This is a genomic window from Arthrobacter sp. M4 (assembly GCF_020251205.1).
Taxonomy (GTDB): Bacteria; Actinomycetota; Actinomycetes; order Actinomycetales; family Micrococcaceae; genus Arthrobacter.
The window spans coordinates 339,434-358,375 of record NZ_JAIWYX010000003.1; the positions used below are offsets into that span (position 1 = coordinate 339,434).

18 protein-coding genes are annotated in these 18,942 nt (G+C 62.9%); 3 read left to right on the forward strand and 15 right to left on the reverse strand.

From position 1 onward, the window contains the following. Positions 1 to 50 precede the first annotated feature (50 nt). Complete coding sequence (gene map / locus LD110_RS08015; RefSeq protein WP_225497978.1) at positions 51 to 929, forward strand: type I methionyl aminopeptidase; 879 nt, start codon at positions 51 to 53, stop codon at positions 927 to 929. 69 nt (positions 930 to 998) lie between these two features. Then, positions 999 to 1,802, forward strand: a complete 804-nt coding sequence (gene ppgK / locus LD110_RS08020) for a polyphosphate--glucose phosphotransferase (RefSeq protein ID WP_225497979.1) — start codon at positions 999 to 1,001, stop codon at positions 1,800 to 1,802. A 174-nt stretch (positions 1,803 to 1,976) separates the two neighbouring features. Here the strand turns inward: ppgK and nrdR are convergent, their stop codons facing one another. From nrdR to LD110_RS08035, 3 genes are all read right to left on the reverse strand, one after another. After that, positions 1,977 to 2,471, reverse strand: coding sequence for a transcriptional regulator NrdR (gene nrdR, locus LD110_RS08025; protein WP_225497980.1), 495 nt, complete (start codon positions 2,469 to 2,471; stop codon positions 1,977 to 1,979). Between the two features lie 165 nt (positions 2,472 to 2,636). Beyond that, positions 2,637 to 4,010: a histidinol dehydrogenase gene (gene hisD, locus LD110_RS08030; protein ID WP_225497981.1), complete on the reverse strand. Its 1,374-nt coding sequence runs from the start codon at positions 4,008 to 4,010 to the stop codon at positions 2,637 to 2,639. 40 nt (positions 4,011 to 4,050) lie between these two features. Beyond that, positions 4,051 to 4,770, reverse strand: coding sequence for a hypothetical protein (locus LD110_RS08035; protein WP_225497982.1), 720 nt, complete (start codon positions 4,768 to 4,770; stop codon positions 4,051 to 4,053). Between the two features lie 84 nt (positions 4,771 to 4,854). On the opposite strand from LD110_RS08035, the gene LD110_RS08040 reads away from it, so the two are divergent. Next, positions 4,855 to 5,313 (forward strand): flavin reductase family protein, encoded by a 459-nt coding sequence (locus LD110_RS08040; protein WP_225498134.1) that lies wholly within the window; start codon positions 4,855 to 4,857, stop codon positions 5,311 to 5,313. Between the two features lie 10 nt (positions 5,314 to 5,323). Here LD110_RS08040 and dnaE read toward each other — a convergent pair whose 3' ends face one another. The 12 genes from dnaE to murG form a co-directional block, all read right to left on the reverse strand. Continuing rightward, a complete protein-coding gene (gene dnaE / locus LD110_RS08045; protein ID WP_225497983.1) occupies positions 5,324 to 8,854 on the reverse strand; it encodes a DNA polymerase III subunit alpha in 3,531 nt (1,176 codons plus the stop codon). A 44-nt stretch (positions 8,855 to 8,898) separates the two neighbouring features. Then, positions 8,899 to 9,825, reverse strand: coding sequence for an RluA family pseudouridine synthase (locus tag LD110_RS08050; RefSeq protein WP_225497984.1), 927 nt, complete (start codon positions 9,823 to 9,825; stop codon positions 8,899 to 8,901). Continuing rightward, positions 9,818 to 10,426, reverse strand: a complete 609-nt coding sequence (gene lspA / locus LD110_RS08055) for a signal peptidase II (RefSeq protein WP_225497985.1) — start codon at positions 10,424 to 10,426, stop codon at positions 9,818 to 9,820. Before lspA ends, LD110_RS08050 begins: the two co-directional genes overlap by 8 nt. 93 nt (positions 10,427 to 10,519) lie before the next feature. Beyond that, positions 10,520 to 11,212: a DivIVA domain-containing protein gene (locus tag LD110_RS08060; protein WP_225497986.1), complete on the reverse strand. Its 693-nt coding sequence runs from the start codon at positions 11,210 to 11,212 to the stop codon at positions 10,520 to 10,522. A gap of 173 nt (positions 11,213 to 11,385) precedes the next feature. Next, positions 11,386 to 11,673, reverse strand: coding sequence for a YggT family protein (locus LD110_RS08065; RefSeq protein ID WP_225497987.1), 288 nt, complete (start codon positions 11,671 to 11,673; stop codon positions 11,386 to 11,388). A 118-nt stretch (positions 11,674 to 11,791) separates the two neighbouring features. Further along, positions 11,792 to 12,334 (reverse strand): cell division protein SepF, encoded by a 543-nt coding sequence (locus LD110_RS08070; protein WP_225497988.1) that lies wholly within the window; start codon positions 12,332 to 12,334, stop codon positions 11,792 to 11,794. An 89-nt stretch (positions 12,335 to 12,423) separates the two neighbouring features. Beyond that, on the reverse strand, positions 12,424 to 13,176 hold the full coding sequence (locus tag LD110_RS08075) for a YggS family pyridoxal phosphate-dependent enzyme (RefSeq protein ID WP_225497989.1): 753 nt from the start codon (positions 13,174 to 13,176) through the stop codon (positions 12,424 to 12,426). Beyond that, a complete protein-coding gene (locus LD110_RS08080; RefSeq protein WP_225497990.1) occupies positions 13,169 to 13,858 on the reverse strand; it encodes a polyphenol oxidase family protein in 690 nt (229 codons plus the stop codon). The genes LD110_RS08075 and LD110_RS08080 overlap by 8 nt, the downstream gene beginning before the upstream one ends. A gap of 57 nt (positions 13,859 to 13,915) precedes the next feature. After that, complete coding sequence (gene ftsZ / locus LD110_RS08085) at positions 13,916 to 15,154, reverse strand: cell division protein FtsZ (RefSeq protein ID WP_225497991.1); 1,239 nt, start codon at positions 15,152 to 15,154, stop codon at positions 13,916 to 13,918. Positions 15,155 to 15,355: 201 nt separating this feature from the next. Then, positions 15,356 to 16,405, reverse strand: coding sequence for a cell division protein FtsQ/DivIB (locus LD110_RS08090; RefSeq protein ID WP_225497992.1), 1,050 nt, complete (start codon positions 16,403 to 16,405; stop codon positions 15,356 to 15,358). After that, complete coding sequence (murC, locus tag LD110_RS08095) at positions 16,398 to 17,771, reverse strand: UDP-N-acetylmuramate--L-alanine ligase (protein WP_225497993.1); 1,374 nt, start codon at positions 17,769 to 17,771, stop codon at positions 16,398 to 16,400. The genes LD110_RS08090 and murC overlap by 8 nt, the downstream gene beginning before the upstream one ends. Beyond that, on the reverse strand, positions 17,768 to 18,940 hold the full coding sequence (gene murG, locus LD110_RS08100; RefSeq protein WP_225497994.1) for an undecaprenyldiphospho-muramoylpentapeptide beta-N-acetylglucosaminyltransferase: 1,173 nt from the start codon (positions 18,938 to 18,940) through the stop codon (positions 17,768 to 17,770). The genes murC and murG overlap by 4 nt, the downstream gene beginning before the upstream one ends. Positions 18,941 to 18,942: the final 2 nt, after the last annotated feature.

Below are 18,942 nucleotides of genomic sequence, written 5' to 3' on the forward strand. Positions count from 1 at the left end.
GGAGCCCGTTGTGTTAGCTGCGTCTCTTCGGTCCCTTATATGATCAATCTATGCCTTCTCTCGCCTCGACAGCACCCATTGGCACGCTCGCGCAGGGGACCATCAGTCCCCAGCGCGCGGTACCTGCGTCGATCCCGCGGCCAGAGTACGTAGGCAAGAAGGCGCCGGCCAAGTTCACGGGATCGGAAATCAAGTCGGCCGAGACGATCGAAAAGATGCGGATCGCGGGGCGGATCGCCGCCCAGGCCATTGTCGAAGTTGGAAAGCACATCCAGCCCGGGGTCACCACCGACGACCTCGATAGGATTGGGCACGAATTCCTTCTAGACCACGACGCCTACCCCTCGACGCTGGGCTACCGTGGCTTCCCTAAGTCGCTGTGCTCGTCGCTCAATGAGGTGATCTGCCACGGAATTCCGGACAGCACGGTGATCCAGGATGGCGACATCCTGAACATCGACATCACGGCGTATATCCACGGCGTCCACGGTGACACTAACTACACATTCCTTGTGGGCGATGTCGATGAAGAATCACGGCTGCTGGTGGAACGCACCCAGGAGTCGCTGAAGCGGGCCATCAAGGCCGTAGCCCCGGGACGCGAGATCAATGTCATCGGGCGGGCCATCGAGTCCTACGCCAAGCGCTTCGGCTACGGAGTGGTACGCGATTTCACGGGGCATGGCGTGGGCGAGGCTTTCCACACGGGGCTGATCATCCCGCACTATGATGCTGCCCCTGCCTACAACACGGTCATCCAAACCGGGATGACCTTCACCATCGAACCAATGCTCACTCTCGGAACCGTTGAATGGGACATGTGGGCCGACGATTGGACCGTGGTCACAAAGGATCGTAAGCGGACAGCGCAGTTCGAACATACGCTCCTGGTCACGGAAACCGGCGCGGAGATCCTCACGCTCCCCTGACTTCCAGCCAGACCATGCGGCAGATCATTGCAGCATGCCACCCTTCCCTGCCACGAACGGAACGAGAGATTGAGCAGCAAAGACGAAAAATCCCACAAGGCCCGGCACCTGATCGGCATCGACATTGGCGGAACGGGTATCAAGGGCGGCATCGTTGACCTCAAGAAGGGCAAGTTGGCCGGTGACCGTTTTCGCATCCCAACGCCGCAGCCGGCAACCCCCGAAGCCGTTGCCGACGTCGTAGCGGAGATCGTCAAAGAACTGTCCACCCGCGAAGGGGCCCCCGACGCCGACACCCCCGTTGGCGTAACGTTCCCCGGGATCATCCAGCACGGTGTCGTTCGCTCGGCGGCGAATGTGGATAAGTCTTGGCTTGACCTCCCCATTGACTCCATGCTCACCGAGAGGCTGGGCCGCCCGGTTGAGGTTATCAACGACGCCGACGCTGCGGGCCTCGCGGAAGCACGGTACGGCGCAGGTGAAGGCGTAGACGGAACTGTCCTGGTCATTACGCTGGGCACCGGCATTGGCTCAGCCTTTATCTTCAACGGCCAGCTGGTCCCGAACGCCGAACTGGGCCACCTGGAAGTTGACGGCCACGACGCTGAGACCAAGGCGTCCGCGGTGGCACGCGAACGTGACGGCCTGAGCTGGCAGGAATATTCAGTGCTGCTGCAGCGGTACCTGTCGCATGTGGAGTTCCTGTTCTCCCCCGAGCTTTTCATCATTGGCGGCGGTATCTCCAAGCGCGCTGACGAGTACTTCCCGCACCTGGATTTGAGGACCAAGATCGTCACGGCCGAACTGAAGAACGACGCCGGCATTGTCGGTGCGGCGCTTGAGGTGGCCCTTCATCACAAGCTGGCAAAATAAGTCCAGCCCAAGGCCAAGTACAAAGCGTTGGCCCCGGAGTCCGTCCAGCGACTGACTCCGGGGCCTTCGTTTTCATGAGCCCTTCACCGAGCTGGCGCGGCCGGGGGAAACCTGGAAGAGATTCCGGCGGCGGTGTTGGCTTCCCCTCCGCGGCCGCCGCCGGAGTTTTAGGGGCTAGAGAGGGCTTTTCTCGGGACTCTTCCGTGCCTCTGCCTGCGTGGACCCGCCTTCATGGCGAAGCAACGCAATGGCCGCCTCAAAATCTTCCAAGGATTCAAAGGCCTGGTACACGCTGGCGAATCGCAGGTAGGCTACCTGGTCCAGCTTCTGGAGGGGTCCGAGGATAGCCAACCCAACCTCGTGCGCGTCAATTTCGGCAGCACCGGAAGCCCGGATCTGCTCTTCGACTTCCTGGGCCAGCATCGCCAGATCGTCTTCGGTCACAGGGCGTCCCTGGCAGGCTTTGCGCACGCCGTTGATTACCTTGGTGCGGCTGAACGGCTCACCAACGCCCGAGCGCTTGATAACTGAGAGGCTGGTTGTCTCAACGGTGGTGAAGCGGCGTCCGCATTCGGGGCACTGCCGCCGACGCCGGATCGAAGAGCCGTCGTCGGCCATCCGGCTGTCTACGACCCGCGAATCAGGGTTGCGGCAAAACGGACAGTACACGTCAGTTCCTCCCCGGAGTGGCAGAAGCATCCAGAATGTTTCCGGCCTTTTGCCGGAAACAGTTTGTTCCGGCTTCCATTTTATGGCGCGGGCCACCCTAATGACAAGGCTGTAATTACTATATGTAGTGTTTGTAACACCATATGTAGTGGCCGGGGCGGTTGTTTAGCCTCCGGTTCTGAAGCGGATCTTGACAGCGTCCCCGTGGCCAGGCAGGTCCTCGGCGTCGGAGAGGCTGACGATGTGGGTGCTCACCTGCTGCAAGGCATCCCGGTTGTAATTGATCACCTGCACCGCCTTGAGGAACGTGGTGACGTTCAGGCCCGAGGAGAACGCGGCGGTGCCACTGGTGGGCAGTACGTGGTTGGAGCCGGCGCAGTAGTCACCCAGGCTCACGGGGCTGTAATCGCCAACAAAAATCGCACCTGCATTACGGATTCGGGTAGCGACGGCCGGGGCATCTGCCGTCATGACTTCCAAGTGCTCGGCAGCATACGCGTCACAGACGGCTACTCCCTGGTCAAGGTTATCGACGAGGACCACGCCCGATTGCGATCCGGACAGCGCCTCACGGACCCGGACGGTGTGCTTAGTGGTTGCCACCTGCCGTTCGAGTTCTTCCTGCACCGCTGCCGCCAGTTCGGGTGAGTCCGTGACCAGGACCGATGCAGCCTTGGGATCATGCTCGGCCTGGCTGATCAAGTCCGCCGCCACGAGGGCAGGCTTCGCCGATGCATCCGCCAGGATGGCGATCTCGGTAGTGCCGGCTTCGGAGTCGATCCCCACAACGCCTTTAACCAGCCGCTTGGCAGTTGCCACGAAGATATTTCCGGGGCCTGTCACAACGTCGACGGGCAAGATCGGGGCTTCTCCGCGGTCGCCTTGCACGCCATACGCGAATGCTGCGATGGCTTGGGCGCCGCCAATGGCATAAACCTCGTCGATTCCCAGCAACGCCGCCGCAGCAAGGATGGTTGGGTGCGGGAGGCCGCCAAACTCTTTCTGCGGCGGGGATGCGAGGGCGATCGAGGAAACGCCCGCCGCCAGGGCTGGAACCACATTCATGACAACCGACGATGGATAGACGGCCAAGCCGCCCGGCACGTACAGGCCAACGCGCGCAACCGGGACCCAGTTCTGGCTTACGACGGCGCCATCCCCCAAGGGGACGTCGACGACGGCCGGCCTCTGGGCGTCCGCGAATTGGCGCGCCCGGTTGATCGACTCCTCCAGGGCGGCACGAACAGCCGGGTCGAGGCTGGCCAGCGCCTCTGTTAACGCCGACTCCGGAACGCGCGGGTGGGCCTGCTCAACGCCGTCGAACGCTTTTGCAAAGCCTGCCAGTGCCTCAAAGCCGGAATCACGTACAGCGGAAATGATGTCCATGACTTTGGCCTCAGCGTCCGCCACCGTCTGGTGCTGCGCCCGCGGCACGGCAGCACGCAACTCGGCCAGCGTCAAAGTGCGGCCCCGGAGGTCAATGGACCGGAAGGCTACGGCGTCGGAGGTCGGTGAAGTTTGTTCCGCTGAAAAGGTCACTCGGCCATTTTACGTGGCCCCCGCCCGCACCACGTCCAGGCTACGCCGCATCTGGACCCTGGGCGCGGCCTGCGCCCATCAGAGACAGGATGAATGCCGAAAGGGCCAGGCTTCCTGGCCAAACCAGCAGCACGGTCCAAGACCGCAGGGAGAATGCGATGCTTGGGTTGGCTGACGTATCGACCGGGCCGGCCCACCAGTGGCCGACGAGCACACCAGTACCCCAGGCCAGCGCGGCACCTGTGGCACTTCCGATGACGGCCAGAAGCAAACGCCACACGGGATGCCGCTGGTACTGCCTTCCGTCCAGGAGGACGGCCGTGAAACAACCCGGCAGGAGGAACAGCGCAGCGAGGGTCAGGTCGCGCGGCAGCCAGGAGGCCGGGTCCGCCCCGGTGCCGAAAGCCGGGTTTCCGGAGAGGAGGTTCCGGCCGCCCGGGGCGAGCAGCCACCAGGCCACCCCGACGGCGATGCCTCCCACGGCGGGAATGACCGCCCAAGCCCACAAATGGCGGGTCCCGGGACGGCGACGGTGCCTTGCGGCCCCTGCTTTCGGCTTATCGCCGCCGTGGGTATTGATCGGCTCCTCGGCGCCAGTCTGCGCACCTGAGGCCGCATCCGACGTCGTCATATCCGTCGTCGGGACCGCGTGTTGGCGCCCGGCGGGAGCGTAAAGTTCACCGTAGGACGTCATGGAAGCGTCCGGCCGGGCAAGGCCTTGTTTCGCGGAACGCGGGCCCTCGGCCGGAGGTTGTGTCATGACATCAACATTAACAACAGCCAGTGCAGGAGATCGATTACCGTGGCCCCAGAGAACGCAGCCTTCATAGGCACGTTCAAGGAAATGTTCCGTCGGCACGCGGCGGGCGTTGCCATTATTACCGCCAACCATGAGGGCACCCCCTTCGGTTTCACCGCCACTTCGGTGGCCTCGCTGTCAGCGGAACCACCCCGGTTCACGTTCAACATGGCCCGCAGTTCCAGCTCATGGCCTGCCGTCTCCAACGCCACGTACATCGGCGTTCACATGCTGGGGCTGGAGAACCAGGCATTGGCAGATAGGTTCGCCAAGACGCGGAACCGTTTTGAGGGCGATCACTGGGAAAACGGCCCCCACGATGTGCCAATCCTCAAAGACGTCACGGGCTGGCTCGTCGGAAAAATCCAGATGCGGCTTTCCTTCGAGAACAACGCCGTTGTGGTGGTGGAAGTTGTGGACGGGCAAGTAGGAGAAGACGGCAAGCCGCTGCTCTACCATTCAGGCGGCTACAGCCAGCCTGCTCCGCTGGATTATGAAATCTAGGGCTAACTGTCTAACTGTCCAGGCAGGCCGGGCCCAGCAATACCTTTAGGTCGCCAAACAACGCCGGGTTTGGATTGACGCGCAGGTGCAGCGGTAGCCCCATAACCTCCACCTTGGTGTCGCTCATCAGGTTCAGCCGCACCTCCGAGTTACCCCGATGCGTCCGCAGTACATCGCCCAGATCCGCAACAACGGTCTCAGTGGCCTTGTGGACAGGAAGGGTGATGACGACTGGCCCATTGACGCTTTCGCTCAGGTCCGGGACGCTCAACTCCATGGCATTGAGTGTGACCGCTCCGTCGTCCCGCCGCTGAAGTCGTCCCTTGACCACAACAATCAGGTCTTCTGCCAGTACCGAGGCGATGGGTCCGTAAACCTGGCCAAAGAACATCACTTCCATGGAACCGCCAAGATCCTCAATTTCGGCGCGTGCATAGGCGTTGCCGCTGGCCTTGGCGATTCGTCGGCTAAGGGACGTGATCATTCCAGCGATCGTGACAATGGCCCCATCCTGTGGACCGTCCTCGCCAATCACGGAAGTGATTGACTGGTCAGCATGCTGGCTCAGCACGCCCTCGAGGCCTTGCAGGGGATGGTCTGAGACGTAGAGGCCCAGCATGTCCCTTTCAAAGGCGAGCTTGTCCTTCTTGTCCCATTCGGGAAGGTCCGGGATTTCCGTGGTGAGCGACGCCTCAGGCTCCTGCTCCTCGAACCCGGCAAACAGGTCGAACTGGCCAATGGCCTCGTTGCGTTTGAGCGTGATGACGGAGTCGATGGCTTCCTCGTGAACCATCGCGAGGGAGCGTCGTGGGTGACCCAGGGAATCGAAGGCCCCCGCCTTGATCAACGATTCAATGGTGCGCTTGTTGCACACCACCGCGGGCACCTTGAGCAGGAAGTCCTTGAAGGAGGTGTAGGCGCCCTCGCTGTTCCGGGCGGCCACCATGGACTCCACCACGTTGGCTCCAACGTTGCGCACGGCGCCCATGCCGAAGCGGATGTCGGTGCCTACTGGGGTGAAGTTGAGCGCGGACTCGTTGACATCTGGCGGGAGCACCGTGATCCCCATCCTGCGGCACTCATTGAGGTACATCGCCAGCTTGTCCTTGTCGTCGCCAACAGACGTCAACAAGGCTGCCATGTACTCCGTGGCGTAGTGGGCCTTGAGGTAGGCGGTCCAGTACGAAACCACTCCGTACGCTGCTGAGTGCGCCTTGTTGAAGGCGTAGTCGGAGAACGGGAGCAGGATGTCCCACAGCGTCTTGACTGCAGCCTCGGAGTAGCCGTTGTCCTTCATGCCCTGGGCGAAGCCGGCGAACTGCTTGTCCAGCTCTTCCTTCTTCTTCTTACCCATCGCGCGCCGCAGGATGTCGGCTTGGCCAAGCGAGTAGCCGGCAAGTTTCTGCGCGATGGACATAACCTGTTCCTGATACACGATCAGGCCAAAGGTACCGCCGAGGATTTCCTCCAGGGGCTCCGCGAGCTCCGGATGGATGGGGGTAACGTCCTGCAGCTTGTTCTTCCGCAATGCGTAGTTGGTATGCGCATTGGCACCCATCGGACCTGGACGGTACAGGGCCAGGACAGCGGAGATGTCTTCGAAGTTGTCAGGGCGCATCAACTTCAACAAAGACCGCATCGGCCCGCCATCGAGCTGGAAAACGCCAAGGGTGTCGCCGCGGGCCAGCAGCTCATACGACGCCGGATCGTCCAGCGCGAGGTCCTCGAGGATAAGGTCCTCGCTCCGGTTGAGCTTGATGTTCTCCAAAGCGTCGGTGATGATCGTCAGGTTCCTCAGGCCGAGGAAGTCCATCTTGATCAGGCCAAGGCCCTCACACGTCGGGTAGTCGAACTGCGTGATGACCTGGCCGTCCTGCTCGCGCCGCATGATCGGAATGATGTCGATCAGCGGGTCGGAGGACATGATGACGCCTGCTGCGTGGACGCCCCACTGGCGCTTCAGCCCTTCCAGGCCCAGCGCGGTCTCAAACACCTTCTGCGAATCGGCGTCCGTCTTGAGGAGCTCGCGGATCTCCTCGGCCTCGGAATAGCGCTTCGCATCCGGATTGTGGATGTCGTACAGGGGCATGCCCTTGCCCATAACGTCAGGGGGCATGGCCTTGGTGAGCCGCTCGCCGGTGGAAAAGGGGTAGCCCAGCACGCGCGATGAATCCTTGAGCGCCTGCTTGGCCTTGATGGTGCCGTACGTGACGATCATGGCGACGCGCTCGTCGCCATATTTTTCGGTGACGTACTTGATGACCTCGGGGCGGCGCCGATCGTCGAAGTCGACATCGAAGTCGGGCATGGACACGCGGTCCGGGTTGAGGAAGCGCTCGAAGATCAGGCCATGCTCAAGCGGGTCAAGGTCCGTAATGCGCATCGCGTAAGCGGCCATGGAACCGGCTCCGGAACCACGCCCGGGACCAACACGGATTCCGTTGTTCTTGGCCCAGTTGATGAAGTCCGCAACCACCAGGAAGTAGCCGGGGAAGCCCATCTGCGCGATGACGCCCACCTCGTAGTTGGCCTGCTGGCGGACTTTGTCCGGGATGCCGTCCGGGTACCTGTAGTGCAGGCCCTTCTCAACTTCCTTGATGAACCACGATTCCTCGTTCTCCCCTTCAGGGACCGGGTACCGCGGCATGTAGTTGGCCTTGGTGTTGAACTCGACGTTGCACCGTTCGGCGATGAGAAGCGTGTTGTCGCAGGCATCGGGGTGGTCGGAGAACAGTGCCCGCATTTCCTGCGGCGACTTGAGGTAGAACTCGTCGGCATCGAACTTGAAGCGCTTGGGGTCCGCGAGCGTGGAACCGGACTGCACACAAAGAAGGGCCGCGTGCGAGGCCGCATCTTCTGCGTGCGTGTAGTGAAGGTCGTTAGTGGCCACAAGGGGAAGGCCAAGGTCCTTGGCGAGCTTGATGAGGTCAGCCTGCACGGACCGCTCGATGTCCAGGCCATGGTCCATAAGCTCGCAGAAGAAGTTCTCCGGCCCGAAGATGTCCCTGAAGTCGGAGGCAGCCTGCATGGCTTCCTTGTAGAGTCCCAAACGCAATTTGGTTTGGACTTCGCCCGAAGGGCACCCGGTGGTGGCAATAATGCCCTTGCCGTAGGTCTGCAGGAGGTCCCGGTCCATGCGCGGCTTGTATAGGTAGCCCTCCAGCGATGCCAGGGAAGACATCCTGAACAGGTTGTGCATGCCCTCGGTGCTTTCGGCCCACATTGTCATGTGGGTATAGGAACCCGCACCAGAGACGTCGTCGCGGCCCCCGTCGCCCCAGCGGACACGGGTTTTGTCCTGACGTGCGGTGCCCGGAGTGAGGTAGGCCTCCACGCCGACGATGGGCTTCACCCCGGAGTTGCGGGCCTTGTTCCAGAAATCGAAGGCGCCAAAAACGAAACCGTGGTCCGTGGTGGCAAGGGAGTCCATGCCGAGTTCCTTGGCATGGCTGAACAGGTCCCCCAACCTGGCCGCGCCGTCCAGCATCGAGTATTCGGTGTGGTTATGCAGGTGGACGAACGAGGCATTGCTTGAGGTCACCACGACAGTCTACCGGCCGGCCCTGTCAGAAATCGGTAGCGGCCTCAGGCGTTGCCGCTGGCAAGCAAGTCCAGCGCGTACTGCAGGTCCGCTGGGTATTGGCTGGTCACTTCGATCCACTCTCCGGTCCGGGGATGGTTGAAGCCTAGCCGTCGCGCGTGCAGCCATTGACGGGTCAGGCCAAGGTTTGCGGCCAATCTGGGGTCCGCTCCGTAGGTGAGATCGCCTGCACAGGGGTGTCGAAGGGCGGCAAAGTGCACACGGATCTGGTGAGTGCGCCCTGTTTCAAGATGGATCTCCACCAGGGTTGCCTTGCCATAGGCCTCAACAACCTCGTAGTGGGTCACCGAAGGCCGACCGTCTTCGATGACGGCGAAACGCCAGTCGTGGCCGGGATGCCTGCCGATGGGGGCGTCGATGGTGCCTTCCAGCGGGTCAGGGAGGCCCTGAACGACGGCGTGGTACACCTTGTCGACGGTCCGTTCCTTGAAGGCACGCTTCAGCACGCTGTAGGCGTCCTCCGTTTTGGCGACAACCATAACTCCCGATGTGCCGACGTCGAGGCGGTGGACGATGCCCATCCGCTCCGGCGCACCCGAGGTCGAGATTCTGTAACCGGCACCGGCGAGTCCGCCGACTACGGTGGGACCAACCCAGCCCGGAGATGGGTGGGCGGCAACGCCCACGGGCTTGTCGATGACGACAAAGTCCTCATCGTCCAGCAGAATGTCCAGGCCTTGCACGATCTCCTCCACGACTTCCAGCGGGTCCCGCCGCTCCGGCACTGTCACTTCCAAAACCGACCCTGCCGCGAGCTTCGCGGACTTCCCGACGGCGGTGCCGTCGCTTCGCACGTTGCCCTCAGCCAGCAATGTGGCGGCAGCGGACCGGGAGATACCCAACAGTTTGGACAGCCCGGCATCAGCCCTGCTGCCGTTCAGCTCGTCAGGTACGACGCAACGGTCAGTCATGGCCGCCGCTACCCTGGCCGCCTTGGTTTTCCACGCCACTGTCCGACGCCGGTCCCTTGCCGCCGTGCCGGGTGCCATCGAGGCCAACGCCGCGCAGGGTAAGGAGACAGATGATCACGACGGCGGACACCACTGCCGAATCGGCAATGTTGAAGATCGCGAAATTGGGCAATTGGATAAAGTCGACAACGTGACCCATCGCGAACGACGGCTCACGGAAAAGCCGGTCGGTTAGGTTGCCGAGCGCACCGCCCAGCAGGAGTCCGAGGGAAAGCGCCCACCAGACGGAACCAAGCTTCCGCAATTGGAAAAGGATAGCCACGGAAACCGCCGCCATCACGATGGTGAACACCCACGTGACATTTTCTCCGATGGAGAATGCGGCCCCGGAATTGCGGATGTAGTACCAGTGCAGCAACGGCGGAAGGACAGGAATCCGTTCCCCCTCCACCATGGTGCTGGTGACCCATAGTTTCGTGAGCTGGTCAAAGGCATAAGCGAACACAGCAAAGCCGGCGAAGAGCCAAAGCAGCGCCGTGCGACGCGGACGCCGGACTGCCTGCGCGGACTGCGGGATTTCCCCTGATGGAAGATTGCTCATAGTACTTTCATTCGGCCGCGGCCGTGCGCCGCGGACTTAACAGCAAAAGCCGGCGGCCGAGGAATCCTCAGCCACCGGCTTTCAGAATACTTGCTAGACCTCTGCGTTGGCTTCGCCGACCTCGGGGGCGGCAACCGAACCGCGAGCGTCCAGGTCGCGCAGCTGGCCTTCGATGTAGGCCTTCAGGCGGGATCGGTAGTCACGCTCGAAGCCGCGAAGCTGTTCGACCTTACGCTCCAGCACCGAGCGCTGCTGTTCGAGGGCACCGAGGATCTTGCGGGACTTCTCCTGGGCGTCGTTGACAAGGCTGCTCGCCTCAATCTGCGCCTCGGCGATGATCTTTTCCTTCTGCTGCAGGCCATCAGACACGTGCTTGTCGTGCATCTGCTGGGCCATCGCGAGCAGGCCGGCGGCAGACTCGGCGGACGCAGTAACACCGGAACCCTGGGCTGCCGAGGCAGCAGCAGCTGCCCTCTCTGCTTCCTGCTTCTTAGCAGCGTCAGCAGCGGCCTGGGCCTCAGCTTCGGCCTTGGCGGCAGCTTCCTTCTCAGCCTTGGACGGAGACGGGACCTTGTCGACGACAGGAGCAGCCGCGGTGACGCTTGCCTGCGGGGCCGAACCGGCTTCTGCGAGCTTCTTGCGCAGCTCGTCGTTTTCCTGGTTCAGACGGCGCAGCTCGACGACGATTTCGTCAAGGAAGTCGTCGACCTCGTCCTGGTCGTAGCCTTCACGGAACTTGGTCGGCTGAAAGCGCTTGTTGACAACGTCTTCTGGCGTCAAAGCCATCTGGTCACCTCATTGGTCTAGTTAGTCAGGAGGGCCTTCCGGCCGTTCAGGACTACGGTACCTAACTATCAACTGCTTCCTCTAATTCAACACGATCGTGCTGGCTTAGGGAATTTGCCGGGCCGGCGCCCCCATTCGGCGGCCGAAGGACCGGCTTTGTGGCTTTTCCGCCGTCAGGCGAAGCGGCCAACGATGCCCATGGCGATACTCACACCAATAAACAACGCCAGGAAACCCAGGTCGAGAGATACTCCGCCCAGCCTCAGCGGAGGGATCAGTCGACGCAACCCCTTTAGCGGCGGGTCCGTGATCGAATACACAACGTGTGCGGTCACCAGCGCTGCTCCGCGCGGACGCCACTCGCGGGCAAACATCTGGACCCAGTCATAAACAAGGCGGATAAGAAGGGCTACGAAGAACAACAGGAGCGCGATGTATATCAGGCCGAAAATGAGTCCCACAGGTTAATTCATATCCTCTTGTTGCTCTGCAATCCATTCGCGTCCAGCAGACGGCCTGATCAGAGAAGGGTAGTGCCAGGCCGACATTGCCAGCCCGGCACTACCCTCGGCCAGCAATTCAGCTCTGGTTGAAGAAGCTCGCCTGGGGGTCGCTGCCCTTTTTGTCATCGCCAAGGACCTCAACATATGAGGGAGAAAGCAGGAAGACCTTGTTGGTGACCCGTTCGATGCTTCCGTGAAGCCCGAACACCAGGCCGGCAGAGAAATCAACGAGCCGCTTGGCGTCTGCTTCGCCCATGTCCGTGACGTTCATAATGACAGGAATGCCGTCACGGAAGCTCTCGCCGATGATCTTGGCGTCGTTGTAGGAACGGGGGTGGACGGTGGTGATCTGCCTCAGGCCGGAGGCGTCTTCGCGGCTCGAGGCCGCACGCTTGATGGGGGTCACGGGTGCGCGGTATTCCTCTTCGGCAACGACAACGGGAGGGGCTTCTCGAACGATTTCGCGGACTGGCGCAGGAGCACGGCGTTCCTCACGCTCATGGTCGCTGGGACGGTCACGGTCGTCGTCCTTGTGCAGCATGTGCTGTTCAGACTCGTAGTGTTCGTCGCCGTCGGCGAGCCCAAGATAGATCATTGTCTTGCGCAGAGCGCCAGCCATGGTCGACTCCAATCGTGTCTGCAGTGGGCGGGCCGCCCATGACTTGACACTGGTGGAACTCTGGCCCGCCGCTTCCAATAACTTTGACGCTACCGCACGGCTGGACGCGATCCGAGAATATCGGAGCCAATCCGAAGGTGTGTCGCCCCGTGGCGGACAGCCTCTTCCAAGTCCTGGCTCATACCTGCCGAAACGCCTGTGGCACCGGGGTGTGCGCTTCTGAGGCGCTCAGAGATACCAGCCAGCTTTTCAAAGGCGGCAGACGGATCGGCGCCGAGAGGCGCAACAGCCATGACACCGGCCAGAGTCAGCGATGACGCGGCCGCGATCCTGTCCGCCAGGAGTCCGACGTCGGCCTGGCTCGCCCCGCCGCGGTGACTGCCGGCGTCGTCATCCAGGCTGACCTGAATGAAGCAGTCCATTGCCGGGCGGGCGGTGGCGTCCTGTTCAGCGGACACGGCTCTCGCTAGTGCGTCCACTAGCTTGGGCCGGTCAATGGAGTGGACGACATGGGCATAACGCGCCACCGATTTGGCCTTGTTTCCCTGCAGTTGGCCGATGAAGTGCCAGCGGACGTCCAGGTCGGCAAGTTCCTCGGCCTTGGCCGACGCCTCTTGGTCGCGGCTTTCGCCGATGTCCGTCACACCCAGGGCAGCCAGGCGTCGAATGTCCTGTGCAGGGTGGAACTTGGTGACAACAATCAAGGCAGGCTCGTCCGTGCGGCCAGCATCAAGCGTTGCCTTGGAGATCCGCTCGCGAACGGCCTCCAAGCGCGACTTGAGCTGGGCCAGCCGCTCGTCGCCTGTCCCAAACTCGTGCCCTTGGCCGAGGGCCTCAGTCATTGATCCATACCAATCCGGCAAAACGGCCTGCGTTCTTGTTTCTTCGGTAGGAGAACAGCGCCTCATTCTCCAGCGTGCATTCGGCGACGTGGTCCACGCCGACCCCGGCCGATTCCAGCTGGGAACGCACGGCGGCAGGCAAGTCCAAGGAAGGCGTGCCCCACGAAGTGAGCGACGAGGACTCCGGTACCGCAGCAACCACTTCGGCCTGCATCTCCGCGGGGACCTCGTAGCACGCGCCGCAAATCGAAGGGCCAACCCAAGCCTTTATCTCCGCGGCCCCGCGACGGCGCATTTCCGCGACGGCTGCCGGAACAATCCCCAATGCTGTGCCGGGACGGCCTGCGTGGGCGACCCCGAAGACCGGGCGCCCGCTGTCAGAAGTGCCAACGAGGACAACCGGAACACAATCGGCCACCATAACGGCTAGCGGCTTGCCGAGCGACACCATGGCATCTGCCGTCGGCACGCCACCGTGCCCGTCGACGTAGGCGACCACATTGCCGTGCACCTGGTTCATGAAGTGGAAACGCTCGCCACCGAGCCCCACAGCTGACTCCAAGGCGGCCCTGCGCCTCGTTACGTCGTCGGGATCGTCACCGGTGTGAAGCGCCAAGTTTCCCGTACTAGTGTCAGTGAACGCCACGGACACCCCGGGCAGCACTTCCTCCTGCCAAAACACGCCCGCTTGTTCTCCTTGCCTCCTTGCGGCCCACCGTGGCGCCGCAATCGAACGACCTTACTTGAGGAAGTCGGGAACGTCCAAGTCGTCACTGCGGCTGCCGGACAGGTCAGGTTCTACGATCGACGGGAGGTCGACGTCGAATCCGGCATCGGACGGAACGGACGTGGGCCGCGCCTGTCCCCAGTTGCTCAGGCTGGAAACACCGGCGCCAGCGTGCTGCGGCACCGAGCTGTGCTGCGGCGCAGCGGTTGGAGCGGGAGGCCGTTCGCTGGACTGCTGGGCAGGTGCCTGCGCACCCTGGCCGGACTGCTGTGCCCCGGACTGGTTCATGGAGGGCGAGGTGGCTTTGACGTCGTCGAAGCCGGCAGCGATGACCGTGACGCGGGCCTCGTCGCCAAGGGCATCGTCAATGACGGCACCGAAGATGATGTTTGCTTCGGGGTGCGCGACTTCCTGGACCAGGCGGGCAGCCTCATTGATTTCGAAGAGGCCCAGGTCCGAACCACCCTGGATGGACAGCAGTACACCGTGCGCACCGTCGATCGAGGCTTCCAGGAGGGGCGAGGCGATTGCAAGTTCCGCAGCCTTGACGGCGCGGTCCTCGCCACGGGCAGAACCGATGCCCATCAGGGCGGAGCCAGCACCCTGCATAACGGACTTGACGTCGGCAAAGTCCAGGTTGATCAGGCCAGGGGTCGTGATGAGGTCGGTGATGCCCTGGACACCGGAGAGCAGCACCTGGTCAGCGGACCGGAAGGCGTCTAGGACGGAGACGTTGCGGTCACTGATGGACAGGAGGCGGTCGTTGGGGATAACGATCAGCGTGTCGACTTCGTCACGAAGGGCATCGATTCCCGCTTCGGCCGAACCGGCCCGGCGGCGGCCTTCGAAGGTGAATGGGCGCGTCACCACGCCAATCGTCAGGGCACCAAGGGAACGTGCGATGCGGGCCACGACAGGTGCACCGCCGGTGCCCGTGCCACCACCCTCGCCGGCAGTCACAAAGACCATATCCGCGCCGCGGAGTACTTCCTCGATCTCATCCGCGTGGTCTTCCGCCGCCTGTCGGCCGACCTCGGGGTTGGCACCTGCGCCCAGGCCACGCGTGAGTTCGCGGCCGACATCGAGCTTGACGTCGGCATCACTCATAAGCAGAGCCTGAGCATCGGTGTTGATGGCGATGAACTCGACCCCGCGCAGGCCGACTTCAATCATGCGGTTGACTGCATTCACGCCACCGCCGCCGATGCCGACGACCTTGATGACGGCCAAGTAATTCTGCGGTGCTGCCACGTTTCGTGCCCCTTGTTTGTGTCCTATAGCGAAACTGATCGAGTCCAACTTGAATCCTTGGACCTTAACCCTCTAGTTGAAGGTTATAGTTATGTCAAGTAACTCTTGACTGCGACGGTATTTGCTCGGAAACCGACATTCAATGACCGCCTCCGCGTGTCGTCCGATTCCCCGCCAATTGGGAGAAAGGCATCGCATCTCCTACCTCGTGAACGGCTGCCGCGGCGTGCTGACGTCGTATATGGACACGGGGTTTTTGGGATCTTGGGGCTTCTTGAGCAGGGCCGCCAGAACTTTTGCCTTCAGCTCCTTGTCCGCCTCGTTTCCCCAAACGACAGTCTTCCCGCTTGTGAGTTTGAGTTCCACCGAATCGACGGACTTGGCAGAAGCTGTCGCCATCTGGGACAGCACATCAGGCGGCAGCGTCGCCAGGACGGCGGTAATTGCCGAGAACAGTTCCCTACCCGCTGGAGTCGTTCCGCCGTCGATAACCGGCAGCGACACCGACGCCGGATCTTTGGTGGCCGCCAGTTGGACGCCGTCAACATCCACCAGGAGGAAGTCGGCCCCTTGCTTGACCAATGCCACGGGAACCCGCTCAGTGACATGGACAACCAGCTCGGAAGGCGGATGTGCTTCAGTCTTCACCGAGCGGATTTGGACGAGAGGTTTCAACAAGGAATTCACGTGGTCCGTGGTCACCTGCGGAAGCGGCGTGCCCTTGACGGGTTCCAGCGCTGCCGTCACCGCATCAGGGGTGAGGAGCTTTGTGCCGGTGACTGTCACGGTTCGCACGGCAAGGAACGGAGACCAGATGGCCCCGGCAATGATGCCAATGGTCACCAGGGCGGCAGCGCAAGCGGCCAACATGATGTTCCGCCGAAGCCTGCGACCACGTGGTTCGGGAAAGGCAAGGACGTTGTCCTTCCGGTCCGGGCCGCTGCCCTGGCCACCACCGCGTTTGATGCCCTTGGTTGTCCGTCCCGTCCCTTGACCACGATCCTTCGCCGCGGAATCCCGGCCCATGCCGGACTTGGCGGTCCGCTTACCTTTCTTCCGCCCGCCGCCTTTGGCCTCCGGCTCACGAGCGCCGAGATCTTCCACCCCGCGCTCCACGCTGATGACCACGGGATCCATTGCCTTGTCCCGGATGGAACTTGAGGGTGAGCCGGCACCCTCTGACTGCGGGATCCCGCGCGTCCCGCCAGTCTGGTTCGAAGGCCGGAAGGTCGGCCGGCGGGTGCTAGCCACCCAAAGACTCCACGATGAGCGGACCGTAGGCGGTAACGTCACCCGCGCCGACGGTAAGCACGATGTCACCTTCCTGCGCCACGCCGGTCAAGGCCTCTACTGCTTCCCGGCCCGGGCCCACAAGCCTGCCGTTGCCCAGCCGATCGGCGATCAACAGGCTCGTAACGCCGGGAATGGGATCTTCGCGCGCCGGATAGATCTCCAGTACGAAAGCTGTATCTGCCAGGCCCAGTGCAGAAGCGAACTCCTCCGCGAATTCCCGTGTACGCGAAAAAAGGTGCGGTTGGAACAACACATGGACCTTGTTGCCGCCGGCCACGGACTTTGCGGCAGCCAAAGCCGCCCGAACCTCCGTGGGGTGGTGGGCGTAGTCGTCGTAGACGCGAACCCCCCGGCCCTCCCCCTTGAATTCGAAGCGCCGCGAGGCACCAGTGAAATGCGCCAGTGCCGCGGCCGCCACGTTGGGGGCCACACCAAGGGAAACGCCGACGCCGAAGGCAGCGGCCGCGTTGAGGGCGTTGTGGCGCCCCGGGACCAGCAGTTCCAGGGGATAGCGGCCGTCGGCCGTGGCGAGCCAGGTGTTTCCGGGGCCGCCGTCGTCGAGCCTGATGTCCGAGTCGTCTGAGGTTCCGTAGCGCAGTACCCTAGTCTCCCCGCGGCCCGCGGTCCGGTCCGCCAGCGCACGGGCACCGGCGTCGTCAGCGCAGGCAATCAGCACGCCGTCTGCCGGGAGGAGCGCGGCGAAGGAATCGAAGGAGGCGTGGACAGCCTCAGCAGTTCCGTAGTGGTCCAGGTGGTCGGCCTCGACGTTCGTCACTACGGCAACATTGGGCCGATAGTTCAGGAACGAGCCGTCCGATTCGTCTGCCTCGGCCACGAACACGTCGGACTCGCCATTGGCCGCGTTGACCCCCAGGGCAGGAACGTTGGCACCGATGGCAAAGGACGGGTCCAAGCCGGCTTCCTTGAGCATCACGGTGATCATGGACGTGGTGGTGGATTTCCCGTGGGTTCCCGCCACAGTCACCACGCGGTCACCTGCCATTGTGGCGGCCAGGGCCTGGGATCGGTGCAGGACGGGCAGGCCCGCCTGCTGGGCGGCGACGAGTTCCGGGTTGTCCTTCCGGATAGCCGAACCTGCAACAACCGTCTGCGCGTCACCAAGGTTCGCTGAATCATAGCCGACGGCGATCCTGGCCCCTGCGGCGGCCAGCTCCGCCATAACGGGCAGGTCCTTTGCGTCCGAACCGCTGACCGGGACGCCCCGGGCCGCCATGATGCGTGCGACGCCGGACATGCCAACGCCGCCGATGCCGATGAAGTGCACCCTCCCCAGGCTGGCCAGCGCCTTGTCTGCTGCTGTCACGCCGCCACCGCCTCAAGGACGAGCTCGGCCATGCGTTTGTCCGCGTCTCGTATCCCAAGGGCCGCGGCTTTGCGGGACATCTCGTTCAGACGTGCGGAATCGGAGAGCAACGGGACAAGTTCCCGTTCCACCCACTCCGGTGTCAGGGACTTGTCCGCGACCAGGAGTGCGGCGCCGTCGTTGACGAGGGAGGCGGCGTTGAGCGCTTGCTCGCCGTTACCGTGGGGAAGCGGTACAAAGACGGCGGGGACGCCTACGGCGGCGACTTCGCAGACCGTGGCGGCTCCCGAACGGGCCAGGAGGACGTCCGCTGCCGCGTACACGTTCTCCATGCCATCGACGTACTCCACCTGGCGGTACCCTTCTCCGCTCAGGGAATTGCCCGAAGAGTCCAGCACGGTCTTGCCTTTGCCCGTGATGTGCAGCGTTTGCACTCCGGCATCCGCCAGTGCCTTCAGCGATGCAGAGATTGTTGCATTGATGCTCGCTGCCCCGGAAGAGCCTCCCGTGACAATCAGGGCCGGCCTGTTTGCTTCCAACCCCAGGGACGCCCGGGCAGACTCCCGACGGGACTCACGGTCCAAGCCGGCGATCGCCTTGCGCATGGGCATGCCTACGTGCCGGGCATGGCGGAGCCTCGTCTGTTCGAAGGCGACAGCCACATGGCGGCTAAACAACGCGCCCACCTTGTTGGCCAGCCCTGGCCGGGCATTCGCCTCGTGGATGACTATGGGAATCCGACGGAGCCGCGCCGCCAGGTACATCGGGGTGCACACATAGCCGCCGACCCCCACGAGGACATCGGCTTGTGCTTCGTCCAGGATCTTTCCTGACTGCCGTACGGCACCCAGAAGTTTTCCCGGGAGCCTGAACAGCGCGGCAGACGGCTTCCGTGGGAAAGGAACACGGTCGATCGTCGCCAGGGTGTAGCCGGCGGCCGGGACAAGTCGGGTCTCCATTCCCGTGGGCGTTCCGACGGCCACGATTGCGGCGTCCGGCCGCGCCTCGCGAATGGCGTCGGCAATGGCCAGCAGCGGGCTGATGTGCCCGGCAGTGCCACCTCCAGCCAACACGACTGAAAGCGGTCGATCTACGGAGGGCTGCCCCTCTCCTGGATGGAGCCTGTCGGCCGACTGTGGGCTGTCCTCGGGCAAACGCTGGGAGTTCATGG

Bases quoted from the DNA above. Each gene is read 5' to 3' on its own strand.
- map (WP_225497978.1), top strand. From the start codon at position 51: ATGCCTTCTCTCGCCTCGACAGCACCCATTGGCACGCTCGCGCAGGGG.
- LD110_RS08035 (WP_225497982.1), bottom strand. From the start codon at position 4,770: ATGACACAACCTCCGGCCGAGGGCCCGCGTTCCGCGAAACAAGGCCTT.
- LD110_RS08040 (WP_225498134.1), top strand. From the start codon at position 4,855: ATGTTCCGTCGGCACGCGGCGGGCGTTGCCATTATTACCGCCAACCAT.
- LD110_RS08050 (WP_225497984.1), bottom strand. From the start codon at position 9,825: ATGACTGACCGTTGCGTCGTACCTGACGAGCTGAACGGCAGCAGGGCT.
- lspA (WP_225497985.1), bottom strand. From the start codon at position 10,426: ATGAGCAATCTTCCATCAGGGGAAATCCCGCAGTCCGCGCAGGCAGTC.
- LD110_RS08060 (WP_225497986.1), bottom strand. From the start codon at position 11,212: ATGGCTTTGACGCCAGAAGACGTTGTCAACAAGCGCTTTCAGCCGACC.
- LD110_RS08070 (WP_225497988.1), bottom strand. From the start codon at position 12,334: ATGGCTGGCGCTCTGCGCAAGACAATGATCTATCTTGGGCTCGCCGAC.
- LD110_RS08075 (WP_225497989.1), bottom strand. From the start codon at position 13,176: ATGACTGAGGCCCTCGGCCAAGGGCACGAGTTTGGGACAGGCGACGAG.
- murG (WP_225497994.1), bottom strand. From the start codon at position 18,940: ATGAACTCCCAGCGTTTGCCCGAGGACAGCCCACAGTCGGCCGACAGG.